At 45.3% G+C, this 24,739-nt stretch carries 23 protein-coding genes; 21 read left to right on the forward strand and 2 right to left on the reverse strand.

Annotation, left to right across the window (positions count from 1 at the left end; all coding sequences use genetic code 11):
- The first annotated feature begins 69 nt into the window (after positions 1 to 69).
- The 7 genes from Q9R46_RS08795 (at position 70) to Q9R46_RS08825 (ending at position 6,678) form a co-directional block, all read left to right on the forward strand.
- Positions 70 to 987 (forward strand): ABC transporter permease, encoded by a 918-nt coding sequence (locus tag Q9R46_RS08795; protein WP_090915738.1) that lies wholly within the window; start codon positions 70 to 72, stop codon positions 985 to 987.
- Between the two features lie 15 nt (positions 988 to 1,002).
- The gene (locus tag Q9R46_RS08800) at positions 1,003 to 1,935 is read left to right on the forward strand and encodes an ABC transporter permease (RefSeq protein ID WP_311279713.1); all 933 of its coding nucleotides are present in this window, start codon (positions 1,003 to 1,005) and stop codon (positions 1,933 to 1,935) included.
- 18 nt (positions 1,936 to 1,953) lie between these two features.
- On the forward strand, positions 1,954 to 4,065 hold the full coding sequence (locus Q9R46_RS08805; RefSeq protein WP_311279714.1) for a prolyl oligopeptidase family serine peptidase: 2,112 nt from the start codon (positions 1,954 to 1,956) through the stop codon (positions 4,063 to 4,065).
- Positions 4,066 to 4,270: 205 nt separating this feature from the next.
- Complete coding sequence (locus Q9R46_RS08810) at positions 4,271 to 4,633, forward strand: Asp23/Gls24 family envelope stress response protein (protein WP_311279715.1); 363 nt, start codon at positions 4,271 to 4,273, stop codon at positions 4,631 to 4,633.
- Positions 4,634 to 4,690: 57 nt separating this feature from the next.
- On the forward strand, positions 4,691 to 5,299 hold the full coding sequence (locus Q9R46_RS08815) for a GNAT family N-acetyltransferase (protein ID WP_311279716.1): 609 nt from the start codon (positions 4,691 to 4,693) through the stop codon (positions 5,297 to 5,299).
- Between the two features lie 86 nt (positions 5,300 to 5,385).
- Positions 5,386 to 5,991, forward strand: a complete 606-nt coding sequence (locus Q9R46_RS08820; RefSeq protein WP_145412923.1) for a pentapeptide repeat-containing protein — start codon at positions 5,386 to 5,388, stop codon at positions 5,989 to 5,991.
- Positions 5,992 to 6,111: 120 nt separating this feature from the next.
- Positions 6,112 to 6,678 carry a TetR/AcrR family transcriptional regulator gene (locus Q9R46_RS08825; protein ID WP_145412924.1) on the forward strand — a complete coding sequence of 189 codons (567 nt, stop codon included), beginning with the start codon at positions 6,112 to 6,114 and terminating at the stop codon, positions 6,676 to 6,678.
- Positions 6,679 to 6,903: 225 nt separating this feature from the next.
- On the opposite strand, the gene dapA is transcribed toward Q9R46_RS08825, so the two are convergent.
- Positions 6,904 to 7,773: a 4-hydroxy-tetrahydrodipicolinate synthase gene (dapA, locus tag Q9R46_RS08830; protein WP_311279717.1), complete on the reverse strand. Its 870-nt coding sequence runs from the start codon at positions 7,771 to 7,773 to the stop codon at positions 6,904 to 6,906.
- 125 nt (positions 7,774 to 7,898) lie between these two features.
- Here dapA and Q9R46_RS08835 point away from each other — a divergent pair, with 125 nt between their 5' ends.
- From Q9R46_RS08835 to Q9R46_RS08865, 7 genes are all read left to right on the forward strand, one after another.
- Positions 7,899 to 8,801, forward strand: a complete 903-nt coding sequence (locus tag Q9R46_RS08835; protein ID WP_311279718.1) for a LysR family transcriptional regulator — start codon at positions 7,899 to 7,901, stop codon at positions 8,799 to 8,801.
- 321 nt (positions 8,802 to 9,122) lie between these two features.
- On the forward strand, positions 9,123 to 10,277 hold the full coding sequence (locus Q9R46_RS08840) for a glycosyltransferase family 2 protein (protein WP_186375418.1): 1,155 nt from the start codon (positions 9,123 to 9,125) through the stop codon (positions 10,275 to 10,277).
- Between the two features lie 55 nt (positions 10,278 to 10,332).
- Positions 10,333 to 11,619 carry an aminotransferase class III-fold pyridoxal phosphate-dependent enzyme gene (locus Q9R46_RS08845; protein ID WP_311279719.1) on the forward strand — a complete coding sequence of 429 codons (1,287 nt, stop codon included), beginning with the start codon at positions 10,333 to 10,335 and terminating at the stop codon, positions 11,617 to 11,619.
- 44 nt (positions 11,620 to 11,663) lie between these two features.
- Positions 11,664 to 12,695 carry a zinc-dependent alcohol dehydrogenase gene (locus Q9R46_RS08850; protein ID WP_311279720.1) on the forward strand — a complete coding sequence of 344 codons (1,032 nt, stop codon included), beginning with the start codon at positions 11,664 to 11,666 and terminating at the stop codon, positions 12,693 to 12,695.
- Between the two features lie 33 nt (positions 12,696 to 12,728).
- Entirely contained in the window at positions 12,729 to 13,973 is a 1,245-nt protein-coding gene (locus tag Q9R46_RS08855) for an MFS transporter (RefSeq protein WP_311279721.1), read from the forward strand.
- An 82-nt stretch (positions 13,974 to 14,055) separates the two neighbouring features.
- The gene (locus Q9R46_RS08860; RefSeq protein WP_311279722.1) at positions 14,056 to 14,646 is read left to right on the forward strand and encodes a DUF1349 domain-containing protein; all 591 of its coding nucleotides are present in this window, start codon (positions 14,056 to 14,058) and stop codon (positions 14,644 to 14,646) included.
- A 42-nt stretch (positions 14,647 to 14,688) separates the two neighbouring features.
- Complete coding sequence (locus Q9R46_RS08865) at positions 14,689 to 15,330, forward strand: HAD family hydrolase (protein WP_311279723.1); 642 nt, start codon at positions 14,689 to 14,691, stop codon at positions 15,328 to 15,330.
- A gap of 43 nt (positions 15,331 to 15,373) precedes the next feature.
- On the opposite strand, the gene Q9R46_RS08870 is transcribed toward Q9R46_RS08865, so the two are convergent.
- Positions 15,374 to 16,189 (reverse strand): helix-turn-helix domain-containing protein, encoded by an 816-nt coding sequence (locus tag Q9R46_RS08870; RefSeq protein WP_154889302.1) that lies wholly within the window; start codon positions 16,187 to 16,189, stop codon positions 15,374 to 15,376.
- Between the two features lie 235 nt (positions 16,190 to 16,424).
- Here Q9R46_RS08870 and Q9R46_RS08875 point away from each other — a divergent pair, with 235 nt between their 5' ends.
- The 7 genes from Q9R46_RS08875 (at position 16,425) to Q9R46_RS08905 (ending at position 24,600) form a co-directional block, all read left to right on the forward strand.
- Positions 16,425 to 17,558 carry an NAD(P)/FAD-dependent oxidoreductase gene (locus Q9R46_RS08875; protein ID WP_311279724.1) on the forward strand — a complete coding sequence of 378 codons (1,134 nt, stop codon included), beginning with the start codon at positions 16,425 to 16,427 and terminating at the stop codon, positions 17,556 to 17,558.
- A 24-nt stretch (positions 17,559 to 17,582) separates the two neighbouring features.
- The gene (locus tag Q9R46_RS08880) at positions 17,583 to 17,879 is read left to right on the forward strand and encodes a hypothetical protein (protein WP_311279725.1); all 297 of its coding nucleotides are present in this window, start codon (positions 17,583 to 17,585) and stop codon (positions 17,877 to 17,879) included.
- 46 nt (positions 17,880 to 17,925) lie between these two features.
- Positions 17,926 to 18,468 (forward strand): GNAT family N-acetyltransferase, encoded by a 543-nt coding sequence (locus Q9R46_RS08885; RefSeq protein WP_311279726.1) that lies wholly within the window; start codon positions 17,926 to 17,928, stop codon positions 18,466 to 18,468.
- A gap of 105 nt (positions 18,469 to 18,573) precedes the next feature.
- Entirely contained in the window at positions 18,574 to 19,251 is a 678-nt protein-coding gene (locus tag Q9R46_RS08890; RefSeq protein WP_311279727.1) for a response regulator transcription factor, read from the forward strand.
- Positions 19,244 to 20,614 (forward strand): sensor histidine kinase, encoded by a 1,371-nt coding sequence (locus Q9R46_RS08895; RefSeq protein WP_311279728.1) that lies wholly within the window; start codon positions 19,244 to 19,246, stop codon positions 20,612 to 20,614. The genes Q9R46_RS08890 and Q9R46_RS08895 overlap by 8 nt, the downstream gene beginning before the upstream one ends.
- A gap of 351 nt (positions 20,615 to 20,965) precedes the next feature.
- Complete coding sequence (locus Q9R46_RS08900; RefSeq protein WP_311279729.1) at positions 20,966 to 22,318, forward strand: alpha/beta hydrolase family protein; 1,353 nt, start codon at positions 20,966 to 20,968, stop codon at positions 22,316 to 22,318.
- Positions 22,319 to 22,467: 149 nt separating this feature from the next.
- Positions 22,468 to 24,600 (forward strand): serine hydrolase domain-containing protein, encoded by a 2,133-nt coding sequence (locus tag Q9R46_RS08905; protein ID WP_311279730.1) that lies wholly within the window; start codon positions 22,468 to 22,470, stop codon positions 24,598 to 24,600.
- The last annotated feature ends 139 nt before the right edge of the window (positions 24,601 to 24,739 follow it).

Genomic DNA, 24,739 nt, shown 5'->3' on the forward strand with positions numbered 1-24,739 from the left:
CCGTGAACGGCAGGGACTGGATGAACAAGTTCCTGCCGTTCTTTTTTGGAAAGAGGAGGTGAGCCGGGAGTGGGAAAATACGTATTCAAATCTTTACTGCAGGTCATTCCGGTGCTGTTTATTGTCTCATTAATTGTTTTTATTCTGGTTCGGGTCACGGGTGATCCTGTGGCTCTGATGTTACCTGAGACCGCTACAGCAGAGGACAGGGCTGTGTTGACGCAGGCACTGGGACTCGATCAGCCTTTATACGCGCAGTATATGAAATTTCTCGGTAATGCCATTCAGGGAGATTTCGGTCAATCCTTCCGTTACGGTCAGCCTGCACTTGAGCTTGTGTTAGAGCGATTGCCTGCAAGCTTTGAACTTGCCGCGGCTGCCATGTTATTTGCAGTATTGATGGCTGTTCCGCTGGGAGTGATCTCGGCAGTGAAAAGAAATACATTTACCGATCTACTCATTTCAGGTATTTCAGTGATTGGCAAGGCGATGCCGAACTTCTGGATGGGCATTATGCTCATTCTGCTATTCTCCGTTGTGCTGGGCGTTTTACCGGTTTCGGGTCGCGGAGGTTTATCCCATCTGATTCTGCCTGCTTTTACGCTGGGCGTGGGACTTGCTGCACAGATGACACGGCTAATCCGATCCAGCATGCTGGAGATTCTGAATCAAGATTACATTCGTACGGCACGAAGTAAAGGACTGGGGCGCATGACAGTGATCGCGAGGCACGCGTTCCGTAACGGTTTAATTCCGGTTGTGACCATCATGAGTCTGCAGTTTACCAGTCTGATCGGAGGTACTTTGATTACAGAAACCGTATTTTCCTGGCCAGGCTTGGGTCAACTGTTAGTTGTGGCCGTAAATACACATGATATGGCGATTGTGCAAGCAGCCGTGTTTGTGATTGCATTCATTGTAGTGGTTGTTAATATTCTCACGGATGTGTCCTACAGACTGCTGGATCCACGTATCAAATATGACTAGAAGGGGGTGCGATCTATGAGAGACAACGATGAAACAAATGTTCTGGTTACCGAACCGGACAACAGAAGTTCGCGTACGATTGCTGGAATTCGATCCATCTGGCAACAGCTAATCATCAGCAAGACCGGATTCATCGGTGCAGTGCTTGTATTGGTTGTTGTCCTGATTGCAATAGCCGCACCTCTGCTAACGAGTCATGATCCGTCAGCGGTCAACCCGCTGAACCGTCTCAAACCGCCTGCGTGGCTTGATGGCGGAAAGGCCGAATACTGGCTGGGAACCGACAATCTGGGCAGAGATATGTGGAGCCGTATTGTATATGGCGCACGCGTGTCTTTAATTGTAGGTATGGGCGCCGTCATTGTCTCCGGAATAATTGGAGCCGTTCTGGGTCTGATATCCGGATTCTATGGAAAGTGGCTGGATGCCATTATTATGCGTGTGGGTGATGCATTCATGGCGATACCAACGATCCTGTTCATGTTAGTAGTGATGGCTATTGTGGGTCCAGGTATGACCACGTTGATCTTTGTTATCGGTGTAACCAACTGGGTGCCATTCACCCGCGTAGTTCGTAGTGAAGTGCTTAGTATGAAAGAGCGGGATTTTGTATTTGCCGCCAGATCGATTGGTGCCAAAAATGGACGGCTGATTATCAAGCATATTTTGCCTAACGTATTGTCGTCGTTTATTGTCATCTGCGGTATGAATGTAGGCACAACAATCATCATGGAAGCGTCGCTGAGTTTTCTGGGACTTGGAATAAAACCACCGGATGTATCATGGGGCGGCATGTTAAGTGACGGACGGCAGTATGTAGCCACGAGCTGGTGGGTTGCTACATTTCCGGGACTAGCTATTACGTTTACGGTGCTGGGTGTTATTTTTCTCGGCGATTGGTTGCGGGATGTGCTTGATCCTCGAACAGAGTCAGCTCAGAAATCATAACGGAAGGGAGTTATGGATATGAAAAAAAACCAGATTACGCCGGAGGATCTCTATCACTATCGCTGGATCAGTCAGCCGGTGATCAGTGCAAATGGACAAGTAGCCTACGTTGAACAAACGATTGATCGGGCGAAGAACGAATATAACACACAAATTCGGGGAATTTCGCTGGATGGGACAGAAGATGTAGCGCTGACGGATGGAACGAAGGATTCCTCTCCTGCATGGTCACCAGACGGTAACAAGTTGACGTTTATTCGATCGACTCAGGCTGGAAAAGGACTTTGGTCTGTTCATACGGAATGTACAGAACCGTCCATGCTCATATCTCCTGAACGTAAAATCATGAGTTACGTCTGGTCTCCCGATGGGAAGTATATTGCGTTTACGAGTAAAGCTCAGATGAGTTCAGCTCAATTATCAACCGATGAGTTTGCGAAAGACACTAACGATGAAGCAACCCGGCAACCAGAAGCAACATTGCGGGGAAAAGTCTACGACCGCACTACGCCGAAAGCTGAAGGATCAGGTTGGTGGGATGGTCAGTACAGCCATTTGTTTCTTTACGAGATCAAGAGTGGACTAATCAAGCAGATAACCTCCGGGTTATGGAACATCACGACCCCCGTCTGGTCACCGGACAGCCTGAATCTTGCCTTTATCTCCAAACAAGCAGAAGAAGCAGGATCAGATCCGGATTTGCTTCATCATACGGACGTGTATATGACCAGCATTGAAGCAAACTCAGGAAACGTTGGAGAACCTTTTAAGGTTACGGATTCCAGTCTTCAGATCACCCAATTTTCTTTTACAGCCGATGGAAAACAACTGATTCTGATTGCAAGTGATCGTAAATACGGAAGTGGAAGTCATCATCAACTGTTTACACTTCCCGTGAATCGGGGGATTCCCAGGCTATTCGCACCTGAGCTAGATATGCACATCGGCAATGCTGCACTGGGGGATATGAAGTCGGCAAGCGCCTCCCCTTCGCCAATCCTTAGTCGTTCATCTTCTCAACCGGGAGTATATGTATTAGGCACGCATCACGGTAATGTCGATGTATATCGAATTCAGTCCGATGGAAACTGCGAAATGATCACAACTGCAGGAGAAAAAGACGTTTATCAGTATACGATCTCTGCAGATGAAGAGACTTTGGTTGTAGCTGCACTAACGGATAAGCATCCAGGAGAGTTATACACCGTGGGCATGAAAAGCGGTAAAATGGCCAGGCTCACTCATCGTAATGATGAATTTATGGGGCAACGGACGGTTAACGTACCGGAAAGAGTGGAATTCACCTCATCGGACGGTTTGCGGATTCAAGGCTGGCTAGCGATGCCTGAACTAACGAAAGATGCAGATTTGGCTGAAACTAAGGGTGCAACGGCACCGTCGTCCGGAATTCAGAATGAAGTTGAACAGCAATCTGATCGTAAGTTGCCTTTGATTTTACAGATTCATGGTGGACCTCACGCCATGTATACCGGAGCATTCAGTCATGAGATGCAGACACTTCTAGCAGAAGGTTATGCTGTGTTATGGGTTAATCCTAGAGGTAGCATAGGTTATGGCCAGGAGTTCGCCAGAGCTTGTCGTGGAGACTTCGCTGGCGGTGATTATCGGGATCTGATGGAAGCTGTGGATGACGCACTGGCGACGAATTCAAAGCTGGATGTATCTCGTTTGGGTGTTGCCGGCGGCAGTTACGGCGGGGTCATGACCAACTGGATTGTCGCTCACTCAAACCGTTTCAAAGCAGCTGTGACACAGCGCTGTATCTCCAACTGGCTGTCCATGTATGGCACAAGTGACATTGGCATTTCGTACGTGGAGGGTGTTATTGGGGGGAATCCCGTGGAGAATGCCGCATATCTTTGGTCCCGGTCGCCGCTTGCTCACGCGCACAATATTGAAACTCCTCTGCTCATCATGCACGGGGAACAGGATTACCGAACGCCGATCGCTCAGGCGGAGGAATTGTATACGACGCTGAAGCGTTATGGAAAAACAACCAAGCTGATCCGTTACCCGGGTTCCAACCATTCACTGCTCAAAAGTGGCAAACCTTCTCTTCGAGTCGATAGCTTCGAACAGGTGAATGCCTGGTTTAAAGAGTACTTGTAACTCATTAGATGCAGAACGAATTCAGGAAATACCCTTCCGTTCATATTTTTAATATAGAATAAAAGCCGAATAGAGAGAAGCCAAAAAACCGCAAATCCTGCGGTTTTTTTTGCTTTATGTAGTAATAGTTGAATTTAGTTATTGGATGATATATATTTTAATTAGATGATAGTACTATCTATCAAATTTGACAGAGGTGATTCATATGATCATTCAACAAACGTTAGGTCAGATCCAAATTTCCGATGAGGTCATCTCCAAAATGGTCGGTAAAATAACAGCTGCTACCCGTGAGATTTCTTCCATGTCGGCTGGATTGGTTGAAAGTGTCAGCAAAATATGGAGCGGTCGAAGTCTGCAGAACGGCATTGCTATTCGCAGGGTAGACAATAGCGTTGAGATTAACGTGAAAATCATTGTTTATTACGGTAGTAAAGTACATGAGGTATGCAGAGAGCTGCAACAAAAGGTCATTGACCAGGTTGAACATCTTACCGGGGTATCCATTCAAGCGGTGAACGTTTTTGTAGATGGCATGACATCCGAACCGAATTACGCTAAAGGATAAAGTATAGAACTAGGGACTCTAACAAGCAAGCATAACAACATATGAGGAGTGATCACCATGAGCCAAGTATCTATTGTAAAAGCAAACCCGCAAACCGCCGTCGGAGGAAAACTGACGGAGATGGCGCTTGATTATATGAAATATTCGCTGGCAGGTTCCAGAGAGCCCGCAATTATCAATAATACCTTCCAGAAGCTTTGGAAGGCCCGAAATAATCGGTTTAGTCACGAGTACGCTTATGAAGCGGTTCGGGAGGGGAAAACACTAGGCATGATTATGTGTTATCCAACAATACTGATGGATAAGCTGGCGTGGCCGACGTTCTCGCAGCTGTTTGATATACATAAATGGAGGCTGCTCGGATACAACCTGCGAAACTGGAAGGAGTTTTATACGATGGTAACGCTAAAAGAAGGAGAGAAGGATGAGTTTCACATCGGGACTATAGCTGCTTTACCAGAAAGCAGGGGGCTTGGGATCGGGACAGAACTGATCCGTCATGCGGAGAAACAGGCGCTCCTGCAAGGATTTGCAAAGTCTTCCTTAACCGTTAAACAGGAGAATGCAGGTGCGATCAAACTTTACGAGCGACTGGGGTACAACAAGGTAGGCGTGATTAACAAACCTGCTGTATCGATGTATCGCATGTCGAAATCACTTAACTGACCGAAGCAACCTCATATGGTATAGTAGAATGAGTTGTTATTCAAAATGACTACGACGTTAACACGATACCAGATGAGGTGTAATTCATGTATCAATATAAGGATCAGGAATATGAGGGCGTTCACTTTGAAGGACGGGATTTGCGTTACGGTGAGTTGATTAGCTGTGTGTTCAAGCATTGCACGTTTATGAATGCCTCCATGGAGGAAGTCGAAACAAGTCATTGCCGTTTCATTGAATGTGATTTCAAAGGGGCATCCATGAATGGTTCCTTACATACGGAGTCTGCGTTTGAGAACTGCCTGTTTGGGGGGGCGAACCTGTTTGCTTCCAAATTTACAGCCTGCAAGATGACAGGATCGGATTTTTCCGGTGCGCAGATGGACGGCATTACACTTGTCAAAGGGGATTGGTCTTATACTAATCTGAGGCATACGCGACTTGGAAAACAGGATTTGCGAGGTATTCGTTTTTTTGAAGCGGATCTCGCTGAATCCGACTTAACCAAGGCCGACCTGCGTGACTGTGATCTCACGAGAGTATCCATGAGTAAGGTGAAGCTTCAGGGAGCAGATCTGCGAGGGGCGATATTGGATGGAATCGATCTCAAATCACTGGATTTGAAAGGGGTGCGAATGGATCGCGAACAGGCCGTTCTGATTGCACGCTCCTATGGAGCGAAAGTAGACTAGCTGGACTTCTGACTTGAAATTGCCATTCTTCACATATGATGAATCAGAAAAAGAACAACTTCATGTACCTATGCCCAAAATAAAAAGTAGTAGTCTATTCGTTCCGAGGTGCCGTTTGAGATGAAAAATGAAAAGTTAACATTTAAGCAAAATCGAATGCTTGCCATTCTGGATGAAGCCACCAAATTACTTATAGAGAAGCCCAATGCGTCGATGAACGACATTGCTGAAGCTGCGAATATCGGAATTGCCACATTACATCGATATGTGGAGAGCCGTGAGCAACTCATGATTCACTTGGCGATGCGTGCGATTGATGTCGTTAACGAGACGTTGCAGCACGTCAAGCTCGATGAGGAGCGGGTTGAACAGTATATCCCGGAGCTGATTGAAGCGCTGATTCCACTGGGAGATAAGATATATTTTCTGGCTCATGATGCAACCGTCAATTATAATACCGAGATTGAAGGGGCCGATCAGAAGCTGAGACAACCGGTGCTTCATGCCATTGGTATACTTCAAGAGAAAGGTTTTTTTCGTTCGGATGTGGACAAATCGTGGATTGTAGAGGTGTTGTATTCGATCCTTTTCTTGACGTGGCAGCAAGTGATTCAAGGTAATATTGCCAGAAATGCCGCCCCTGCGCTTGTCGTGGACACGTTCTATCACGGGTTTGTTGCGAAATGAGCGGATAATCGGAATGAACTTCGGCAAAACCTGGAATACGTTGTTGCGTTGCTTGGGTAAATATAAAATGCACAAAACAAGCCGCAGAATAAGCTGCGGCTTGTTTATATTCGGACATATGGCTAGCACAATTTCAGAGAAACCCACTTAATAAGCAACACATTTATTTTTAATACAGGTGGGATGCACCAATCCATTGAACTTAACTATGTTCAACGTGTTAATTTACAGTGCAATCTTTGCTTTTAATTGTTCAGATGCTGGCATGAGAGGCAGGCGCAACTGTGCAGAAGCGATGATGCCTTGTTGTGCAAGCAGATGTTTCAGCATGGCAGGCGCAGGCTCTTCGAATAGATGTTTAATGAACGGAAGCAACTGCGTATAGAGACGGTAGGCATCTTCTTTTTCGCCAGCCACAAAACGGTTATACACTTCCAGGAACCGCTCCGGATGAATACTGGCCGATGCCATCATGCCGCCGGCTGCACCTCTCGTCAACATATCCAAGAAGAAGGTATCGTCTCCACACAAAATGGGCTTCGAGCCGCAACGTACCAGTTCGGTCATAAGATCGAGGTTATTTGTGCTATCCTTAAGACCAATAACACCATCGATGTTCATAATTTTTTTCATCATATCTATGGAAACTCTAACCCCCGTACGGGCTGGGATTTCGTATACCATCACGGGGATGCCCACGCTGGCTGCCATGCGGAAGTGCTCGTAAATGCCCTCTTCCGTTGGTCTGTTATAGTATGGAGTAACGACAAGAACGGCATCGGCTCCGAGTGCGGCAGCTTTCTTTGTTCTTGCCACCGTTGAAGCGGTATCATTGGTTCCAGTTCCAACCATAATGGGTACGGAGGAGTTGATGCTGCTCAGTGTTTCCTTCGCGGCCTTCACAAGCTGTTCCACTTCATCCCATGTCACGGTAGGTGACTCTCCAGTCGTACCATTAATCACCAAGCCATGAATGCCGCTGTTTACCATAACTTTGATGTAGTTTTGAAACGAAGGGAGATCAAGTTCGCGTTCTTTGGTAAAAGGTGTGATTACAGGTATATAAATACCTTGAATCTGTTGTTCGGTTAACATCGTATAACCCCCAAATGTATGTTGGAATTCCATTTCATTCACTTTACCATGGGAAAACGTATCATAGTTAGCTATAATAGATGATAGGTGTTATCAATAATTTCGATGATGTGAGGGAATAAATAATGGATTTGAATTATTTTCAAACCTTTCGTGAGGTGGCATTGAGGCAAAGCTTTACCAAAGCAGCCGAAGAGCTTGGCTACGCGCAGTCGAGTGTGACAACCCAGATTCAAAAGCTGGAGAAAATTTATCAGGTCAAACTATTCGAGCGTTTTAATAACAATAAAATCCGGCTGACTTCGGCTGGAGAAGAGCTATTTAAGTTGTCCGGACAGCTTCTGGAGATATTTGAACATTCTCAGGAGAAGCTGACCAAACAGGGCGGCGGGTCACTCACCATTGCTACGATGGACTCGCTTGCTTCCTACTATCTGCCAGTGCCCATTCAAACGACACGTAAACAATATCCCGAGCTCGGCATTCGGCTACAAACCGATCGGGAAGATCTGATTCTACAAAAAGTAAGAGAAGGGGAAGCGGATGTTGGTCTGATTTTGGCCAATGCTTCACCGGAATCAGGATTACAATGGATTACGATTCGCGAGGAACCGTTGGTGCTCATCGTGAATTCTGACCATCCACTTACCGCTAAATCCGAGGTAACGTTGAACGATCTGGCGGACGAAGAATGGATCATGCCGGAGGATTCGTGCAATTACAGGCAGTTGCTGGAGAAAGTACTCCGAACCAATGGCATTCCTTATAAAGTGGGGCTGGAGCTGGGAAGTCCTGAGGCTATTAAACGAAGTATTATGGCTGGGCCGGGCATCTCGCTTTTGCCTCGAATGATTGCCATGGATGAGATCCAACGACAGAAGCTTACGGTATTACCACTGGTTCATACCGACTTTACACTGGAAATTCAGTTAGTTATTCATGCTCGCAAATGGATATCGCATGCACTGCAGCAATTCATCACGAATCTGGGTGCAAAAGAATCCGATTGGTTGCCTGCAAGGGCATAAAGTGAGCAAGTGAAGGCGTACAGGATAGATTAAAAGCAATAACCTCTGGAAACTCTTGATCGGTTTGTCGCATTAGATGCGAGGGGCCCATCGAGAGTTTTTTTTGATTTTAAAGAGATTCAGAACTTGATAGTGTTCAGAATTTAAGATTTAAAACTTCCAATAAATGATATAAATTTCTATTAGATTCAAATCATTACCAAATTAAGACAAAGTTTGAGCGGAGGAGGACGACAGAAAATAAGAAGTTTTTTCATGCACAACAGTTCATATTTCAGGTTTATTAGTTCCATCAATATTAACTTCATGAGGAGGAATTATATGCTTTACACCATTATTGTACCGGTCAATCAGGACTATAACATTCTGAACCTGTTTACAGATTCACTGCTTCGAACAGTCGTCCCATCAACACAAATTATTTTTATCAATGACGGTTCAGGCTCGGCTGTCTTCCAACACCTGGATAAACTCAAACAAGAGGTTAGAGAAGGTGTGACAATTGACATTCTTCAGCATGACTTTCCGCTTGGCTGCGCCGTATCCATTAACAGCGCCCTGAATCTTGCTAAGGGAGAATATATCTTTTTCCTCGACTCCGACACGATATTGCAGCCTCATTGGCAAACGATGATGAAGGAGACGCTCGACACGGATATTACGATCGGCATGATCGGAGGTGTGCTGTTATATCCGCAGACTGGCGGAGTGCAGCATTGTGGTATTGCCTTTGCGGACTCGATTGGACGACATCTTTTTCTGAACGCATCTCCGGACGATATCCCAAAAGAGACATTTTCCGTGCAGCTTGTTGTGTTTGCGATGTTTGGCATGAAACGGGAAGTATATGAGACGATTGGTGGTCTGGACGAAAAGTTTTTCAACGGATATGAAGATTTTGATTATCAGATGCGGGCAAGAGCAGCGGGATATGATACGGTCATTAATCCTAACATTCAAGCCTATCACTGGGAACGCAGCAGCGGCATTCATCGCAATTTTAACCGCAAGAACAATCTGGCGCGATTTTGGAAAAAGTGGGGAAGTCAGATCGAAGCCGATGTATGGCCCTTCGTATTCAGTCATCTAAAGGAGCAGTTGCATCATCAACGCGAATACGAGCATCTGCCGATGGTTGGTATCGATCTTGCCGAGGTTCGAAGTGATGCGGACACGTTCTGGAGCAAGCTTGACGAGGCAGGTATCGCGCCCCTTGCCGACGTGCGAGACTACTCCAACCGCTTTAACTCGAATGGAGCCATATGGCTACCCCAAGTATTAGGCAAGGAGTTAATTCATAGCGAAAATCGGTTGCTGTTTCTGGTGGACAACTTCACCCGATTGTTGGAGAACCGCTACTGGATCGAAATGAGACATGCCCACAGAGCCAAGGATCTAATTATTGACCTCTACGGTAACGTAATCACGATGGATCGCATCTATGATGGATGTTGGCCGGGCACGAAAGTGCGATAACTTAATCATTCAGGTTGTGATACACCACTATTAAGCCTTAGGGAGGTACTTCAAAGTGAGCGATGAAAAAAGCACGCTGGATCGTGCCGCAAGATTTACTCAAAATCTGGAGTGGCTGGAGAAGGTTGAAAAAGTTATTCCGAGCGGGTGCAGTACACTAGCCAAAGCGCCAGAACGCTTATTTCCGGGACATACCCCGGTCTGCTGTGCGGAAGCATACCATTCCCGATTCACAGATATTGACGGTAATGAATGGCTGGATTGTGAGATGGCCATGGGCACGGTTCCTTGGGGGCATGCCAGACGAGAAATTCAGCTTACGGTCATTCATCAGTTGAAAAAAGGGACAGGCTTTTCACTCCCGGCGGATATTGAACTGGAGTGTGCCGAGTTAATTCTGGAGCGATTCGAGGGACGTTATCCGTCCCTGCGCTTCACCAAGAGCGGTGCAGACGCGGTAAGTGGAGCGGTGCGGCTGGCCCGTGCGGGAAGTGGTAAAAGCAAGGTCATTGCAACGGCTTACCACGGGTGGCATGACTGGTCCGCATATGGTTATTACGGCAGTCAGACCAAAGAACGCGGCATTCCGGTGGATATTGAGCGTTCCACGATTTGGGTGAACAAGCCTTCCTATACTAACATTCGGGAACACATTTCATCTATGGATGATATCGCTTGTATTGTCTTGTGCCCCAACGAGTGGAATAAGGAAGAATTGGAGAAGGTAGTGGATTTATGCCGTACTCTGGACATCATTATTATCTTCGACGAGGTGACTTCGGGAATACGAATGGGCAAACAGGCGACTGCGGGGGAGTATGACATCTGGCCGGACTTGCTCTGTATCTCCAAGGGCATGGCCAACGGACTTCCGCTTGCGGCGGTATTGGGGCCAGAGCACCTCATGTCCCTTGCAGGTCAGGTGCGATTCAGCAATGCGCATTCCAGCGAGACAACAGCACTTGCGGCGGCTATTGCTTGCGAAAGGTTAATTAAAAATGCCAATGTCTGGCCCACTTGGCGTGAACCCGCTACGCGGATCATGAAACGACTGGAATCCGAACTCGTGTTGCTTGGTCTCACCGAACAATTAGCCTTAAAGGGAACCTACGCGAGCTTTTACATTCAGTCCCTGGATGAGCACAATTTTCAGACGGACCCGTTCCGCGAATTTATGGTGAAGAAGATGGCTCATTACGGCATTTTCACCAAAGGTTATTTTATTTTCTCGGATACGCATACGCGGGAGGAATTGATTTGGGTGGAGGATGCACTGCTTCAGATCTTGTCGGACTGGAAAGAAATGCAGAAGCTTGAACATCTGAAATATGCCAATCTGTAAGGAAAGTAACACGAAAATTTATGATATGACCAGGAGGATATCTCATGAAAGCACTCGTATATCAAGATTTGAAACAGGTGGAGCTACAAGAGATTGAGGAGCCACGTATTCAAAGACCGAATCAGGTCAAAGTGAAAATCTATGGATCAGGGATCTGTGGAACAGATTTGAACATTGTTAAAGGTAAAGTCCCGGCAAACAAAGGAACCGTTATCGGTCACGAAGGTGTAGGGACTGTGGTCGAGGTGGGAGATGAAGTACGGGGTATTCGCGTAGGAGATCGGGTTCTCGTGGACCCGACGCAATCTTGCGGACACTGCTCGTATTGCCGCGAAGGCTTGTTCATTTACTGCGAAAATTTCGATGACTACCAAGTAGGAATGACCACACACGGAACGTTTGCCGAATACTTTGTGGGAGATGAAAAATATATCTATCCGATTCCCGATTCCATGAGCTGGGAAGCGGCCATGATGATCGAACCTCTGGGTTGTGTGCTGCAAACGTTCATGAAAGCAGGCGTGAAGCCAAGCGACTCTGTACTCGTACTGGGGTCAGGCGCCATTGGTTCACTGTGTCAGCTGGTGAGCAAACGACTGGCAAGACTTACGGTGGGTACCGAAATTGATCCTTATCGCAAACAATTCGCAGAAGGTATCGCTGATTATGTTTACTATCCACAGGATCTAACACTGGACAAAGTATACGAGATCAACAATAACAAAAAGTTTGATATTGTTGTCGATGCTGTAGGGAATCAGCTTCATGTCGGATTTGAGATGATTGCGAAAGGCGGCCGAATCATTCCGATGGGGTATGACGACAGTTACGAAGTGACTTTTAAATCAACCCATGTCATTAACGATGGACTCAGTATTATTGGGGCGGTAGCTGTACACTCCATGATTAGCACGGCGCTGAAATTCGCGCAAAGCCTTCCTGAGCTGGAGGGGATGGTAACCGCCAAAGAATATTTGACGGAGTATGAGCAGGCCTTTAATGGCACCATAGGTTATGACCTGAGAAGCGGGGAGAAGCTACCGATGAATTCGGTGAAGACCGCATTGATTCTATAATGATGTAGAGCAGAGAGAAAGAAGGGATATGGAGTGAAGCTGCTTCGGGATTTGCCGAGAAATCCGCGGTATTCCATTTTACTAGAACCGGTATGGGCCATTCCGGGAACGATTGTTTTATTTTACGCCCCTTTATATATGAAAGAAGCCGGTTTGTCCGACATTGAGATTGGTATCATTAATTCGGTAAATCTGTATTTTGCCTTCGTTTTTCAGTTGTTTGCAGGGTCGGTAACCAACAAGCTGGGACGTAAACGAACGACCCTGATCTTTGATTTACTCGCCTGGAGTGTCCCCATGTTGATCTGGGCATTCTCTCAAAATTTTTGGTTGTTCCTCATCGCTTATTTGCTCAATGCGACATCAAAGTTTGTCACCGTGTCTTTCAATTGTCTGATCATTGAAGACGTGGAAGAACATAAACGATACAAAGTGTTCGCCATGTTGAACATGATTATTACCGGTGCAGGAGTGCTTACACCGATTGCGGGGGTTGTAATTGCGGACTTTGGCATCGCGCCTACGCTGGCAAGCATTTATTTTGTGGGCGGGCTGCTGATGACAGCAATGTTTTTTATCCGCAATCGTTACACGGAAGAGACGGAAGTTGGCAAAGAGCTAATGGGCATACACAGCAAAACGCATGTATTTCGCAGCCTTGTCACCAGCCTTCGTCTGTTTGGGCGGTCGTTTTACAAGCGCAGGCTGTTTCCGATCATTTTAATTACAGTATTGTCCAATCTGGTACTGCAGTTGAACTTCTTTCAGGTCATTTATTTTAAGGAGCAGTTAAGCTTTGGTGATCGAGTGATCTCGTTTGTTCCCGTCGTTACAGCGGTTACCGTCATGCTGCTCTATCTGGTTATTCTTCCGCGCTTGAAGCAGAGATCGGAAGAGAAGTATGTGAGCTTCTCCATTGTGCTCAGTAGCGCGGGTGCTGTGTTATTTCTTTTAATCCCTGCCGGTAATATAGCGATGCTGTTTCTCACCCTTATTGTACTTGCTGCCGGGAACTTCATTCTGCAAACGTACCGTGATTCATTACTGATGAACCGACTGGGCACACATGAGAAGGCGGACATGTTCTCGGCTGTACAGACGGTTATGACGTTAACAGCAATACCTTCCGGGTATCTGACCGGATTGCTGTATCATTATCATCCGCTTCTTCTGTTCGGCGTTATTCTTGCACTGTATATTCTCTTGATGATTATCATGCTGTTTTTACATGATCCACAGCAACGCCCCCAAGTGATAGAATCCTACAAAAAAATGTAGAAGAAGGGCTTTTCTGTATGTTGCCGAATATATAAAACGGTAAAATACAGTAAGCAAGGACAATCCTTGGGAGGTTGGAAAGATGAATGTAATGACAACGCAAGCAAGGGAAAAACTGAGCTGGATCAATGAGCCACACAACTGGTCATATACGGATCAAGGCGGACTGATCATTGAGGCACAAGCCGACTCGGATTTCTTCCAAGACCCGGCAGGCAAGCATATTCGAGCAACTGCACCGTTCTTGTCGATGTCCGTGGCTGGTGATTTCGAGATGACCACACAGCTGAAGGTAGAGATGAAGCATCAATATGATTCCGGTTGTTTGATGGTGATGCTCGACGAACGTAACTGGTGCAAACTCTGTTTTGAATATGATGGTAAAGCAGCAACCATCGTATCTGTCGTTACGCGGGATGGATCATCCGATGATTGTAACTCGATAGAGGTGCCTGTGTCAGATCCTTACCTGCGCATACGAAAAGTGGAGGGATGTCTATCCTTCTTTTACTCTCCCGATGGGGAAGAATGGAAGTTAATTCGATACTTTGGCATGCCTATGGATGGAGAGCTTCGAGTTGGAGTTGTTGCTCAGTCACCGACCGGCACGGGTTGCACTTGCCACTTTTTATCCGTAAGCATGACCCAGCCGGATTTGACTGCACGCTTCTGATCCGTTTCTCCAGCGATGGCTGAGAGAGAGAGGAATAGAACAATGGTAGACAAGTTAAAAGCATTTATATTTGATTTTGACGGCCTGATTGTCGATACAGAAACACCATGGTATTACGCTTTTCGTGATATCTATGAAGAACATGGTGTGGAGCTGGGACTTGAGCTTTGGTCTAAGAACATAGGCACCTCCTTCGAGGAATTTCATCCGTATCGATATCTGGAGCAGATGTTGCAAAAAGAGATTAATCATGAGCAAATCCGCTTGCTCTCTGAACAGAAGTACGAAGCATATTTGGGAAAAGCAAGCATACTCCCGGGCGTACTTGAATTGCTGGACGCTGCCCGGGAGAAGGGAATTCGGCTTGCGGTTGCTTCGAGCTCCACTCGTGATTGGGTACACGGGTACTTGCAAAAGCTTGGGTTGTTTGATTATTTTGAAGTCATTCATACTTCGGATGATGTGAAGCGGGTGAAGCCTGACCCGGAACTGTACTTACTGACTTTACAGAAACTTGGTGTGGAGGCAGATGAAGCGATTGTGTTTGAAGACTCTCCGAACGGACTAAAGGCAGCGAATGCCGCAAATATCCGTTGTTATATCGTGCCGAACGAGGTAACACGCGGTTTGGAATTCACCATACATGAACGGCGGTTATCCTCGTTGGCCGAGATGAAGATATAATTCCTGTACCTCTAATTACTCGTATCTCATACCGAATACCTTTTTATCTCTGAAACTTTTTGCGCAGTTCAATGGGTGAGATGCCTTCATATTTTTTGAACACGGAACCGAAATAACTGGCACTGTTAAAACCGACGGCTTTTGCAATCTCATGTGCGGTGATATCCTCTTGCTGCACAAGCATCTCCTTGGCCTTAAGCAAGCGATAGCGAACCAGGTAATCGAGTGGAGTCATATGGAACTCTTTTTTAAAGATGCGGTTCAGATGTTGCTCGGTCACATTCATCTGATCCGCGAGTAGGGAGAGGGAGAGATCTTGTTGATAGTTTTCTTTGATAAAAGCAACAAGCTCTGTCAGACGCAGCCGAGCCTCAGAGCGCTCAACCTTGCTGTAGCGTTCACTCTCAATGGTTAAACGAACCAAAAGAGTATAGAGCAGTGTAGAACCATGCCAGATATAATCCTTGTGACGGGACTGTAGCGCCAGTGTGATCTCACGTAACAGGAGGCCAAGTATGCCTTCCGGTTTGAAGGCGCGCAGTTCCCCGATCTGCAAGGAGTGCAGGAAACGCGGCAAAATGTAGCCATTAAACGACAAACAATCAAACTGTAATGTGTTACTTGAATTGTTATAACGGTAGGGAACTTCAGGAAACATGATAAGCGCTGTTCCTTTCCGAACAGAAAGCTCGAGATTTTTGGCTGCGATCCTCCCTGTTCCGCCGATGCATTGTACAATGGTGTAATCCCGTGAATGGTCGCTCCAATCCATTAATTCATTAACGGTCAACCGGTTTTGCCCAGTAATCATGAGAGGCATATCGGGCACTAGCAGATTTCCCATGTTAGGTTTCAGCATCGTTGAATAATTCCTCTTTTCGTTAAAAGGTCTTGTGCAGGTAGCATGATTAGAGCATGAAAGAAACCTGAATAGAATTATATTACATAAATGTAATTATTTTAAATGAATCAACATCGTAACATCGTATTTTACCGATAACGGTATCTGCGTTATCCAGGTGACTCAGCTTGCCAACAGAATGCCAAAAAGGGTACGTTATATAGATGAATGAACGAAGGAAAGGAATACTCGCATGAAAAAAGTCATCGTAGTCGGAGCGGGAATATTAGGAGCATCAACAGCCTATCATTTAGCAAAATCAGGAGCAGAAGTGCTGCTTATCGATCGGAAAGATGCAGGGCAGGCCACGGATGCGGCTGCTGGTATCATCTGTCCTTGGTTGTCTCAGCGTCGGAATCAGGATTGGTATCAGCTAGCCAAGGCGGGTGCTCGTTATTACCCTGAGCTTATAACCGAATTAGAACGTGCTGGAGAAACCGAGACAGGGTATGCGCAGACAGGCGCACTCAGCATACATACGGATCAGGAGAAGATTAACAAAATGGCGGAGCGGGCGAAGCTGCGCAGGGAAGATGCGCCTGAGATTGGCACAATCACATGTCTGGATGAAAACGAAACCCGTGAACGGTTCCCTTTACTTGGTGAAGGTTATTCATCTGTACACATTAGCGGCGCTGCTCGTGTGGATGGAAGAGCGTTGCGTGACGCGCTGATCCGCTCTGCACAGCGGCACGGGGCTCGTCTGATTGAAGGAGAAGCCGTGTTGCTCTATGAGGACGGGCAAGTAACTGGCGCCAAGGTGCAATCGGAGCATTATGTCGCGGATCGGGTGGTCGTGTGTGCAGGAGCGTGGGCGAATGAGTTCATGAAACCACTGGGGATTCATTTTAACGTCCATTATCAGAAGGGTCAGATTGTGCACTTGCGTACTTCTAATCAGCAAAATACAGAAGAGTGGCCTGTTATCATGCCGCCTACGGATCAGTATTTACTTGCGTTTGCAGAACAGAAAATAGTTATTGGCGCTACGCATGAAAATGATGTCGACGGTTACGATACACGAATTACTGCCGGAGGTATGCAGGAAGTGTTGAACAAGGGACTAGAGCTGGCACCTGAGCTTGCAGACAGCACACTGGATGAGGTTCGTGTAGGTTTTCGCCCGTTCACCCCGGGATTTTTGCCCGTCATGGGACATGTCCCGGGATGGTCGGGTCTGATTACGGCCAATGGACTGGGTGCTTCCGGTTTAACTATGGGGCCTTATATTGGTAGTCAGCTGGCCAAATTGGCTTTAGACATGGCACCGGATATCAAGATGGACGCGTATAATGTAAGTAAAGCGATCGAGTTAAAGGCAGAATAACAGTTGCATGAATGAGGTGAGCAAATGACGTATTCACAGCGTTTATCAGGCGGAGCAAGCCTGTCCGAAGTATTGTATCTGGAACAGCAGATCGATCAAAGAAAAGAAGAGCACGTTGTAGCTGTTGAAAAACTGAAGCGGTATGAACAAGAATGGACTCAAGCTCAGATTAATTCTGAAATCCCTGAGACAGAAGCAGTCGCAGAGAACGGACAGACAAAGGTTTTACAGAAAAAGATTGCTGACGCGAAAGAACATGTGAATATGCTGTCAACTCGGCTTGAAGAGCTGGAGAATACACTGGATGAACTCGTGGATTAGGTTGTTTTCAGATGACTTGAACTGAATATCTAAGGAGTAACTTGAGATGAAATATGAGGCGGAACGAATTTATATCAGAGCTTGGACGTTAGAAGATGCTGCACTGCTGCTGGAGTTTCAGTTGGGCAACAGAGAGGAAATAGAGAGGACTTCGGCTGGTCATCGAGATGAAGCATTTTATAGTCTAGATGGACAGATCGGTCTGATAGAAAAATGGCTTGAGCTGAGAAATGAAGGAAAACGACATTCTTTTGGCATTTTTCTTAAAGATACCGATGAACTGGTGGGAGAAATCTCATTATTTCGAATTGAACTGAACGGTGCAGATAAATGGGTGATAGGTTATGCAACAGATCAGCAACACCACGGTAAAGGATATATGAGCGAAGCGTTAAAACGTGTGCTTCAATATGCCGAACATGAGATGAACATTACACAAGTTGAAGCGGGTGCTGTTCCAGACAACATAGGCTCCATCCGAGTGCTTTTGAAAGCAGGCTTCCAGGAAAGTGGCACACACGATGTACCTATTCAGGGAGTGATGAAAAAACATACGATGTTCACGATATCCCTGACGGATGTGGAATAAGGAAAAAGAATCGAATGAGATTGCAAAGATTGAGGACTCACTAAATTAACGAACTGGCGATATAAATGCATAACAATTCGTATAATGTTGCCGAAGGAGAAGCATATGGCTACCATATTAGTTGCAGACGATGATGCGAATATTCGTGAGCTTGTCTGTTTGTTTTTACGAAATGACGGATTCGATACCGTAGAGGCTGTGGACGGACATCAGGCGCTCACGCTATACATGGAACGCTCGATTGATCTAGTAGTACTGGATATTATGATGCCAGTGATGGACGGCTGGGCTTTGTGCAGAGAATTGAGACAATTAAACGCGGATCTTCCCTTACTTATGTTGACCGCAAGAGGGGAGACATGGGAGAAAGTAAAAGGATTTGAGCTTGGAACAGATGATTATTTAACGAAACCGTTTGACCCTCTGGAATTAACTGTACGTGTGAAAGCTTTGCTGAAACGGTACAAGATTGGCTCCACGCACATGATTCAGTTTGGGGACGTCACACTAGATCGTCAGAGTTACAAAGTTATTGTGGGAACAGAGGCGTTAACTTTGCCACTCAAGGAATTTGAATTGTTATACAAGCTGGCTGGAACGCCGGGACAAGTCTATACGCGGGAGCAATTGATCGATCAGATCTGGGGGCTGGATTACACAGGGGATGATCGAACGGTTGATGTACATATCAAACGTTTGCGCGAACGTTTTGCGACGACTTCTGATTTTCAGATTGAAACGGTGCGTGGACTGGGGTATCGGTTAGAGGTCAAGCATGATTAAGTCTTTGTATATCCGGGTCGTTGTGACTTTTCTGGTTTCTGTAATTGCAGGGACCGTATTTGCTTTCCTCTTGTCCACCTGGATTTTTGAAGATAAGCTCAATGAAAATTCACATATCAATATACGTAACTTTGGTCAGGATGTTGTACAGATATACAAAACGCTTCCGTTATCAGAAGCGGATGCATTCGTCAACAAAATGAAGCAACTCGATTTATACTATATTCGAATGTATGAGCCGTCAGGACAGTTCCAAACGTACGGGAAGGCGATTGATCATAACCCGATTTCAGTGACGAAAGAGCAGCTTCAGAAGGTACTCGGAGGAGCAGTAGTCGAGGCGACACCGAATGGTCTGGGTACAGTTCTACTGGGATTGCCCGTCCGGACGAGCAACGGAACTCGAGCCATGTTTCTGGAAACCTTATCGCCGCCCGCTGCTGCTGCCGTGATCCAATGGGGTACGATTTTTGCCACCTCATCTCTGGCCGCCGGTAGTCTGATCATTTTGATTGCTTCCATGTATCTGGTAAGACCGATCAAAACATTGACTCAGGCAACCAAACGTATCGCAGCAGGTGATTTCAATGTAAAGCTGAACATCAAGCAATCTAGTGAACTGGGCACACTTGCTCGCAGTTTCGAAGATATGATGAAGGATCTGCAGCAGCTGGAGCAGATGAGAAGAGATTTTGTAGCCAACGTCTCACATGAGGTACAATCACCGCTCACTTCCATATCAGGGTATGCTCAAGCCTTGAAAAAGGTAGAGTTACCGGATCGGGAACGAGGACGGTATCTCGACATTATTATCTCAGAGGCGAAACGGTTGTCTAAAATGAGTGATAGTCTGCTCAAACTCAGTATGCTTGAGTCACAATCCCATCAGCTGCAACTCGCTACTCGTGATCTCGATGAGCAGATCAGACGAGTTATTGTTGCATTACAGCCTCAATGGTCTGCCCGAAATATCCGGTTTGAGCTGGATTTACAGAAGGTTCAAGTCAAGGCAGATCATGATCAATTGAATCAGGTATGGACCAACATTATCAGCAATGGGATTAAGTTTTCAGAAGATAACGGTTTAATTCTCGTCAGGATGGAACGAGATATCAGGAATGTAACCGTGCGGATATCGGATGAAGGCATTGGTATTCCTCTCGAGGATCAAAAGCGTATTTTTGAGCGCTTCTTTAAGGCTGATCGTTCCCATAGCCGCAAGTACGACGGCAGCGGAATGGGACTTGCGATCACCAAACAAATTGTTTCGTTACATCAAGGGGATATTAAGGTGGAAAGTAAGGTTGATCAAGGAACAACGTTTATCATCACCTTGCCAAACAGTCCACCAATAGCAGAATAGCTGTCTTCCCATTGTATATTTATTGATTACTGATAATGGTAGGCAATGCGCCAATTAATTCTAATTTGCTACGTTCATGTACAAGTTCGCTTGTATGTGAAACGTAGCATTTTTATTTTGTTCATGTTCTGTTCATATAGGGGTCATGAGCAGTACATGTTCAGTGATTACTATTTGGTGAGAAGCCAGGTCAATACACGGATCAAACACTCGATGAAGTGGGGCTATTAAAAAAAGGTAGGGATCTAAATGAGATTATTTGAAATACTTTTGACGCTATCCTGTTTCATGTTGTTCATTGATTTATGGTTTGTTAAAAGAAATGCGCAGAAAATAGGTGTCGCTCTTGGCATGGCTAGCGGCGTTTTGCTCGTAGTTCAATTGTTGGCTGAGGGATACAGATGGCAGATGCTGTTGATCTATATCCTGATGGTCCTGCTTATAGTCATCGTTCTATTCAAGCGTGTGAAGAAGAGTATGACTATCAAAACAGGGAAGCTGTTGAAATACAGTACAGCCTCGCTAATCATTATTTTAATGGCATTATCTGTTAGTTTGATGGTGTACTTGCCTGTCTTTCATTTGTCTAAACCGGATGGACCAGAGAAAGTGGGCACTCAAACCTTTCATCTGACGGATTCAAGCAGAGATGAGGTCCTCACTGAGGAGCAGGGTGATAAAAGGGAACTCATGATTCAGATTTGGTATCCTACTGAAAATAAAGATAACAAGAAGCGTGAATTTCTTTTCCCTGAAGATAAAGAAATGTTCAAGAAGTATATCCAGACATACTCTAATTCTTTAAACCTGCCTGACTTTGTGTTTGATTACTGGAAGTATAGTAAAACCAACTCCTATAAAAATGTAGAAATATTGCCCTCAACAAGTCCTTATCCCGTCGTACTGTTATCCCATGGCATGGGAACCAGCAGGGTTTTACATGCATCACAGGCCGAGAATCTGGCCAGTCATGGTTATATCGTGGTAACCATCGATCATACGTATAGCACCTTTGCTACTATTTTTCCAGATGGACGTGTAACGGATTATAGAACCAAGATGAAAACCATTGACGACCGTAGAAAAGTCGGGGAAATATGGACACAAGACGTGGAGTTTGTAATGGATCAGATAGAAAAGCTGAATTCAGGCGAAATTGAGAGTCAATTCCAAGGAAAGATAGATTTAAATCATATGGGCGCAATGGGTCATTCGTTTGGGGGTGCTACAGCGTTTAATACCACTTATTTAGATAACAGAATTAAAGCCGGAATGAATATGGATGGCTCACTATACGAAGTGGAGAATCGAGACGTTATTAATAAGCCGTTTATGTTCATCAGATCAGGAGTTTTCAAGGCATGGTTGGAAGAGTTTAAAAACAATACAGATTCGGATAACGAAGTGGTTAAACAACTTACAGATGAGCTGAACATTATGAAAAATGTAATCCATCATCAGGGAAATGTGATTTATGTAGAAGGAACGGAGCATTTCAATTTCACAGATCTGCAATTCTATTCTCCGTTGATTAAACTGACAGGTATCACGGGAGATATCGATGGCAAAAGAGGCTCGTGGATCGTTAATCAATATGTACTTGATTTTTTCAATAAACATTTGAAAGAAACGGGTGGAAAACTGCTCGAGGGACCAAATGACAGTTATCCTGAAGTGAAATTTATAGAACCGGGAGATCTGTAAACAAGGCTGCCGATGACATATTAACGTCGAAACGTATTTTTCCTGTTCATACTGTGTTCATATAGACTTCATGAAGAGTACATCTGAATGGATTAAGCTTGTTTGAGATCCAAGGTGAGGGTCTGATCACACATCAGGAGGAGATGTGAATGATAACCCAAGATATAAAGAATATCAACAATGGCATGATCAAAAAAAATGTCAAGAGACGGACTTCAATTGCTGCGTTGAGTCTGGTGATAATGTTGTTAACACCATGGACTGTTATGGCTGCACCATCTGTTACTAAAAGCAATGACCTCATGTACGGAACGACCAAGAAAACAGTGATGGAGAAGGCTAGCCTACTTACTGAAACATACGGGGTAACCAGCGTGCAATATGCACTTATGGATCAAGGAGAGATTGTTGTCTCCGGGCAGACAGGCAAAAATGACCTGAAGGCGAAAGTTCCACTCACATCCGATACTATCTATGGCATAGGGTCGACTAGTAAAATGTTTCTTACAGCATCTGTGATGAAGCTTGTTGATGAAGGCAAGGTCAATCTGGATCAACCGGTGACGAGTTTTATTCCAGAATTTAAGATGAAAGATCAACGCTATAAACAGATTACACCACGTATGCTGCTGAATCACTCGGCAGGTCTTCTTGGCACTTCAAGTCACAATGCAACATTGTACGGGGATAATGATACGCTCTCCCATGATACGTTCTTGGATCAGCTTGCAACGCAGAATCTAAAAGCAGAACCAGGTGCTTTTTCGGTTTATTCGAATGATGCATTTACATTAGCTGAAATTCTGGTTGAGCGAGTCAGTGGTTTGAGTTTTACGGCATATATACACAAACACTTTACAGAGCCTTTGAAAATGGAACATACGAAAACACCACAGGATGTGATTAACCCGGCAAACATGGCGGGAATCTATTCACCGCTATATAAAGGTCAGCTTCCGCAAGAGAATTATAATATTATCGCTACTGGAGGCATATATTCCACTGCTAAGGATCTTGTTAAATTTTCACAAATCTTCACAGGTGAGGTTGAAGGTATTCTTTCCAACAAGTCGGTAAAAGCTATGGAGCAAAAGGAGTACCAACGAGGCATGTGGCCAGAAGAGAGTGATTCTTCTATATCTTACGGATTAGGGTGGGATAGTGTAAACTTGTTCCCTTTCAGTGATTACGGTATTAAGGCGATCACGAAAGGTGGCGATACCGTATCGTATCATTCATCTTTGGTCGTACTTCCAGAGCATAATCTGGCTGCAGCCGTTACTTCTTCAGGTGGTTCGAGCGCACTCGATCAATTGATAGCGAGCGAACTGTTACTTAGCGCACTCGAGACCAAAGGTATCATTCAAGAACGCAAGCCTGAGAAATCGTTTGGCTTACCTGTAAAGGCGGATATACCGAAAGAGATGTCTAAGTATGCAGGAAACTATGGAGGTAATAACTCGGTTATGAAGGTGGATGTAAACGCTACCGGAGAACTGTTGGTTACTCCCCAAATGGTTCCGAATAGTCCTTCGGATCAATACATTTATACGTCGGATGGAACGTTTGTGAATAAAGAAGGCACAAAAAAATTGAAATTTGTTGAAGAGTCAAACGGTCATGTCTACTTGTGGTCTCGATCCTATCTGTCTGTACCTGGACTAGGGCAACTTGCTTTCTCGGAATATATGGCACAAAAGCTGGAAAACAATGAATTGCCTAAGGATATTCAGGCGGCATGGGATCAGCGTGATGGGCAGAGGTATTACTTGATGAATGAAAAATATACTTCCACGGCGTACCTCCATGCTTCGTCTATCATTCCATTCGATACAGTGAATGTCGTTCCCGGGTATATGATCAACCACAAAATGGTTGGAGCCGACCATGCAGTGAACCAACTCCAGATTCCCGGCATGGCTGGCAGGGATGCGAGGGATATCTACTTTTCCAGAAAAAATGGTGTAGAGTATATTCATTTTACAGGCTATGAATACGCCAGTGAAAAGATTGTCCAAGCACTTTATTCAGGCAAGCAATCCAAGATAACGATTCAGCCGGAAGGTTATAACAGATGGTTCTCCGTGCCTGCAGCTGCCGAAGGTAAAGTTATGACAGTGAAAATGCCTGTAAATGGCGCCTTTGCTGTATATGATAAGACAGGTATCTGTATTAATCACACGGTAATTAGTGGCAAGAATGAGGTAGTCTTACCCGAAAACGGGCGTATTGTGTTTGCGGGTGAGGCAGGTGCTCGATTTGAAGTTTCATTGAAAAAATAGACAGCGTATATGCACGTATTTGCAGAATGAACATGCAAAAAGTCTTCTCTATGATATGGAGAAGGCTTTTTAGCTATAGATCAACGAGAATAGGTTTACATGTTTTGGTAGACTGTATAGAATGATATACACTGTATAA

The sequence above is a fragment of the Paenibacillus sp. RRE4 genome, from assembly GCF_031844205.1.
In the GTDB taxonomy this organism is placed as follows: Bacteria; Bacillota; Bacilli; order Paenibacillales; family Paenibacillaceae; genus Paenibacillus; species Paenibacillus xylanexedens_B.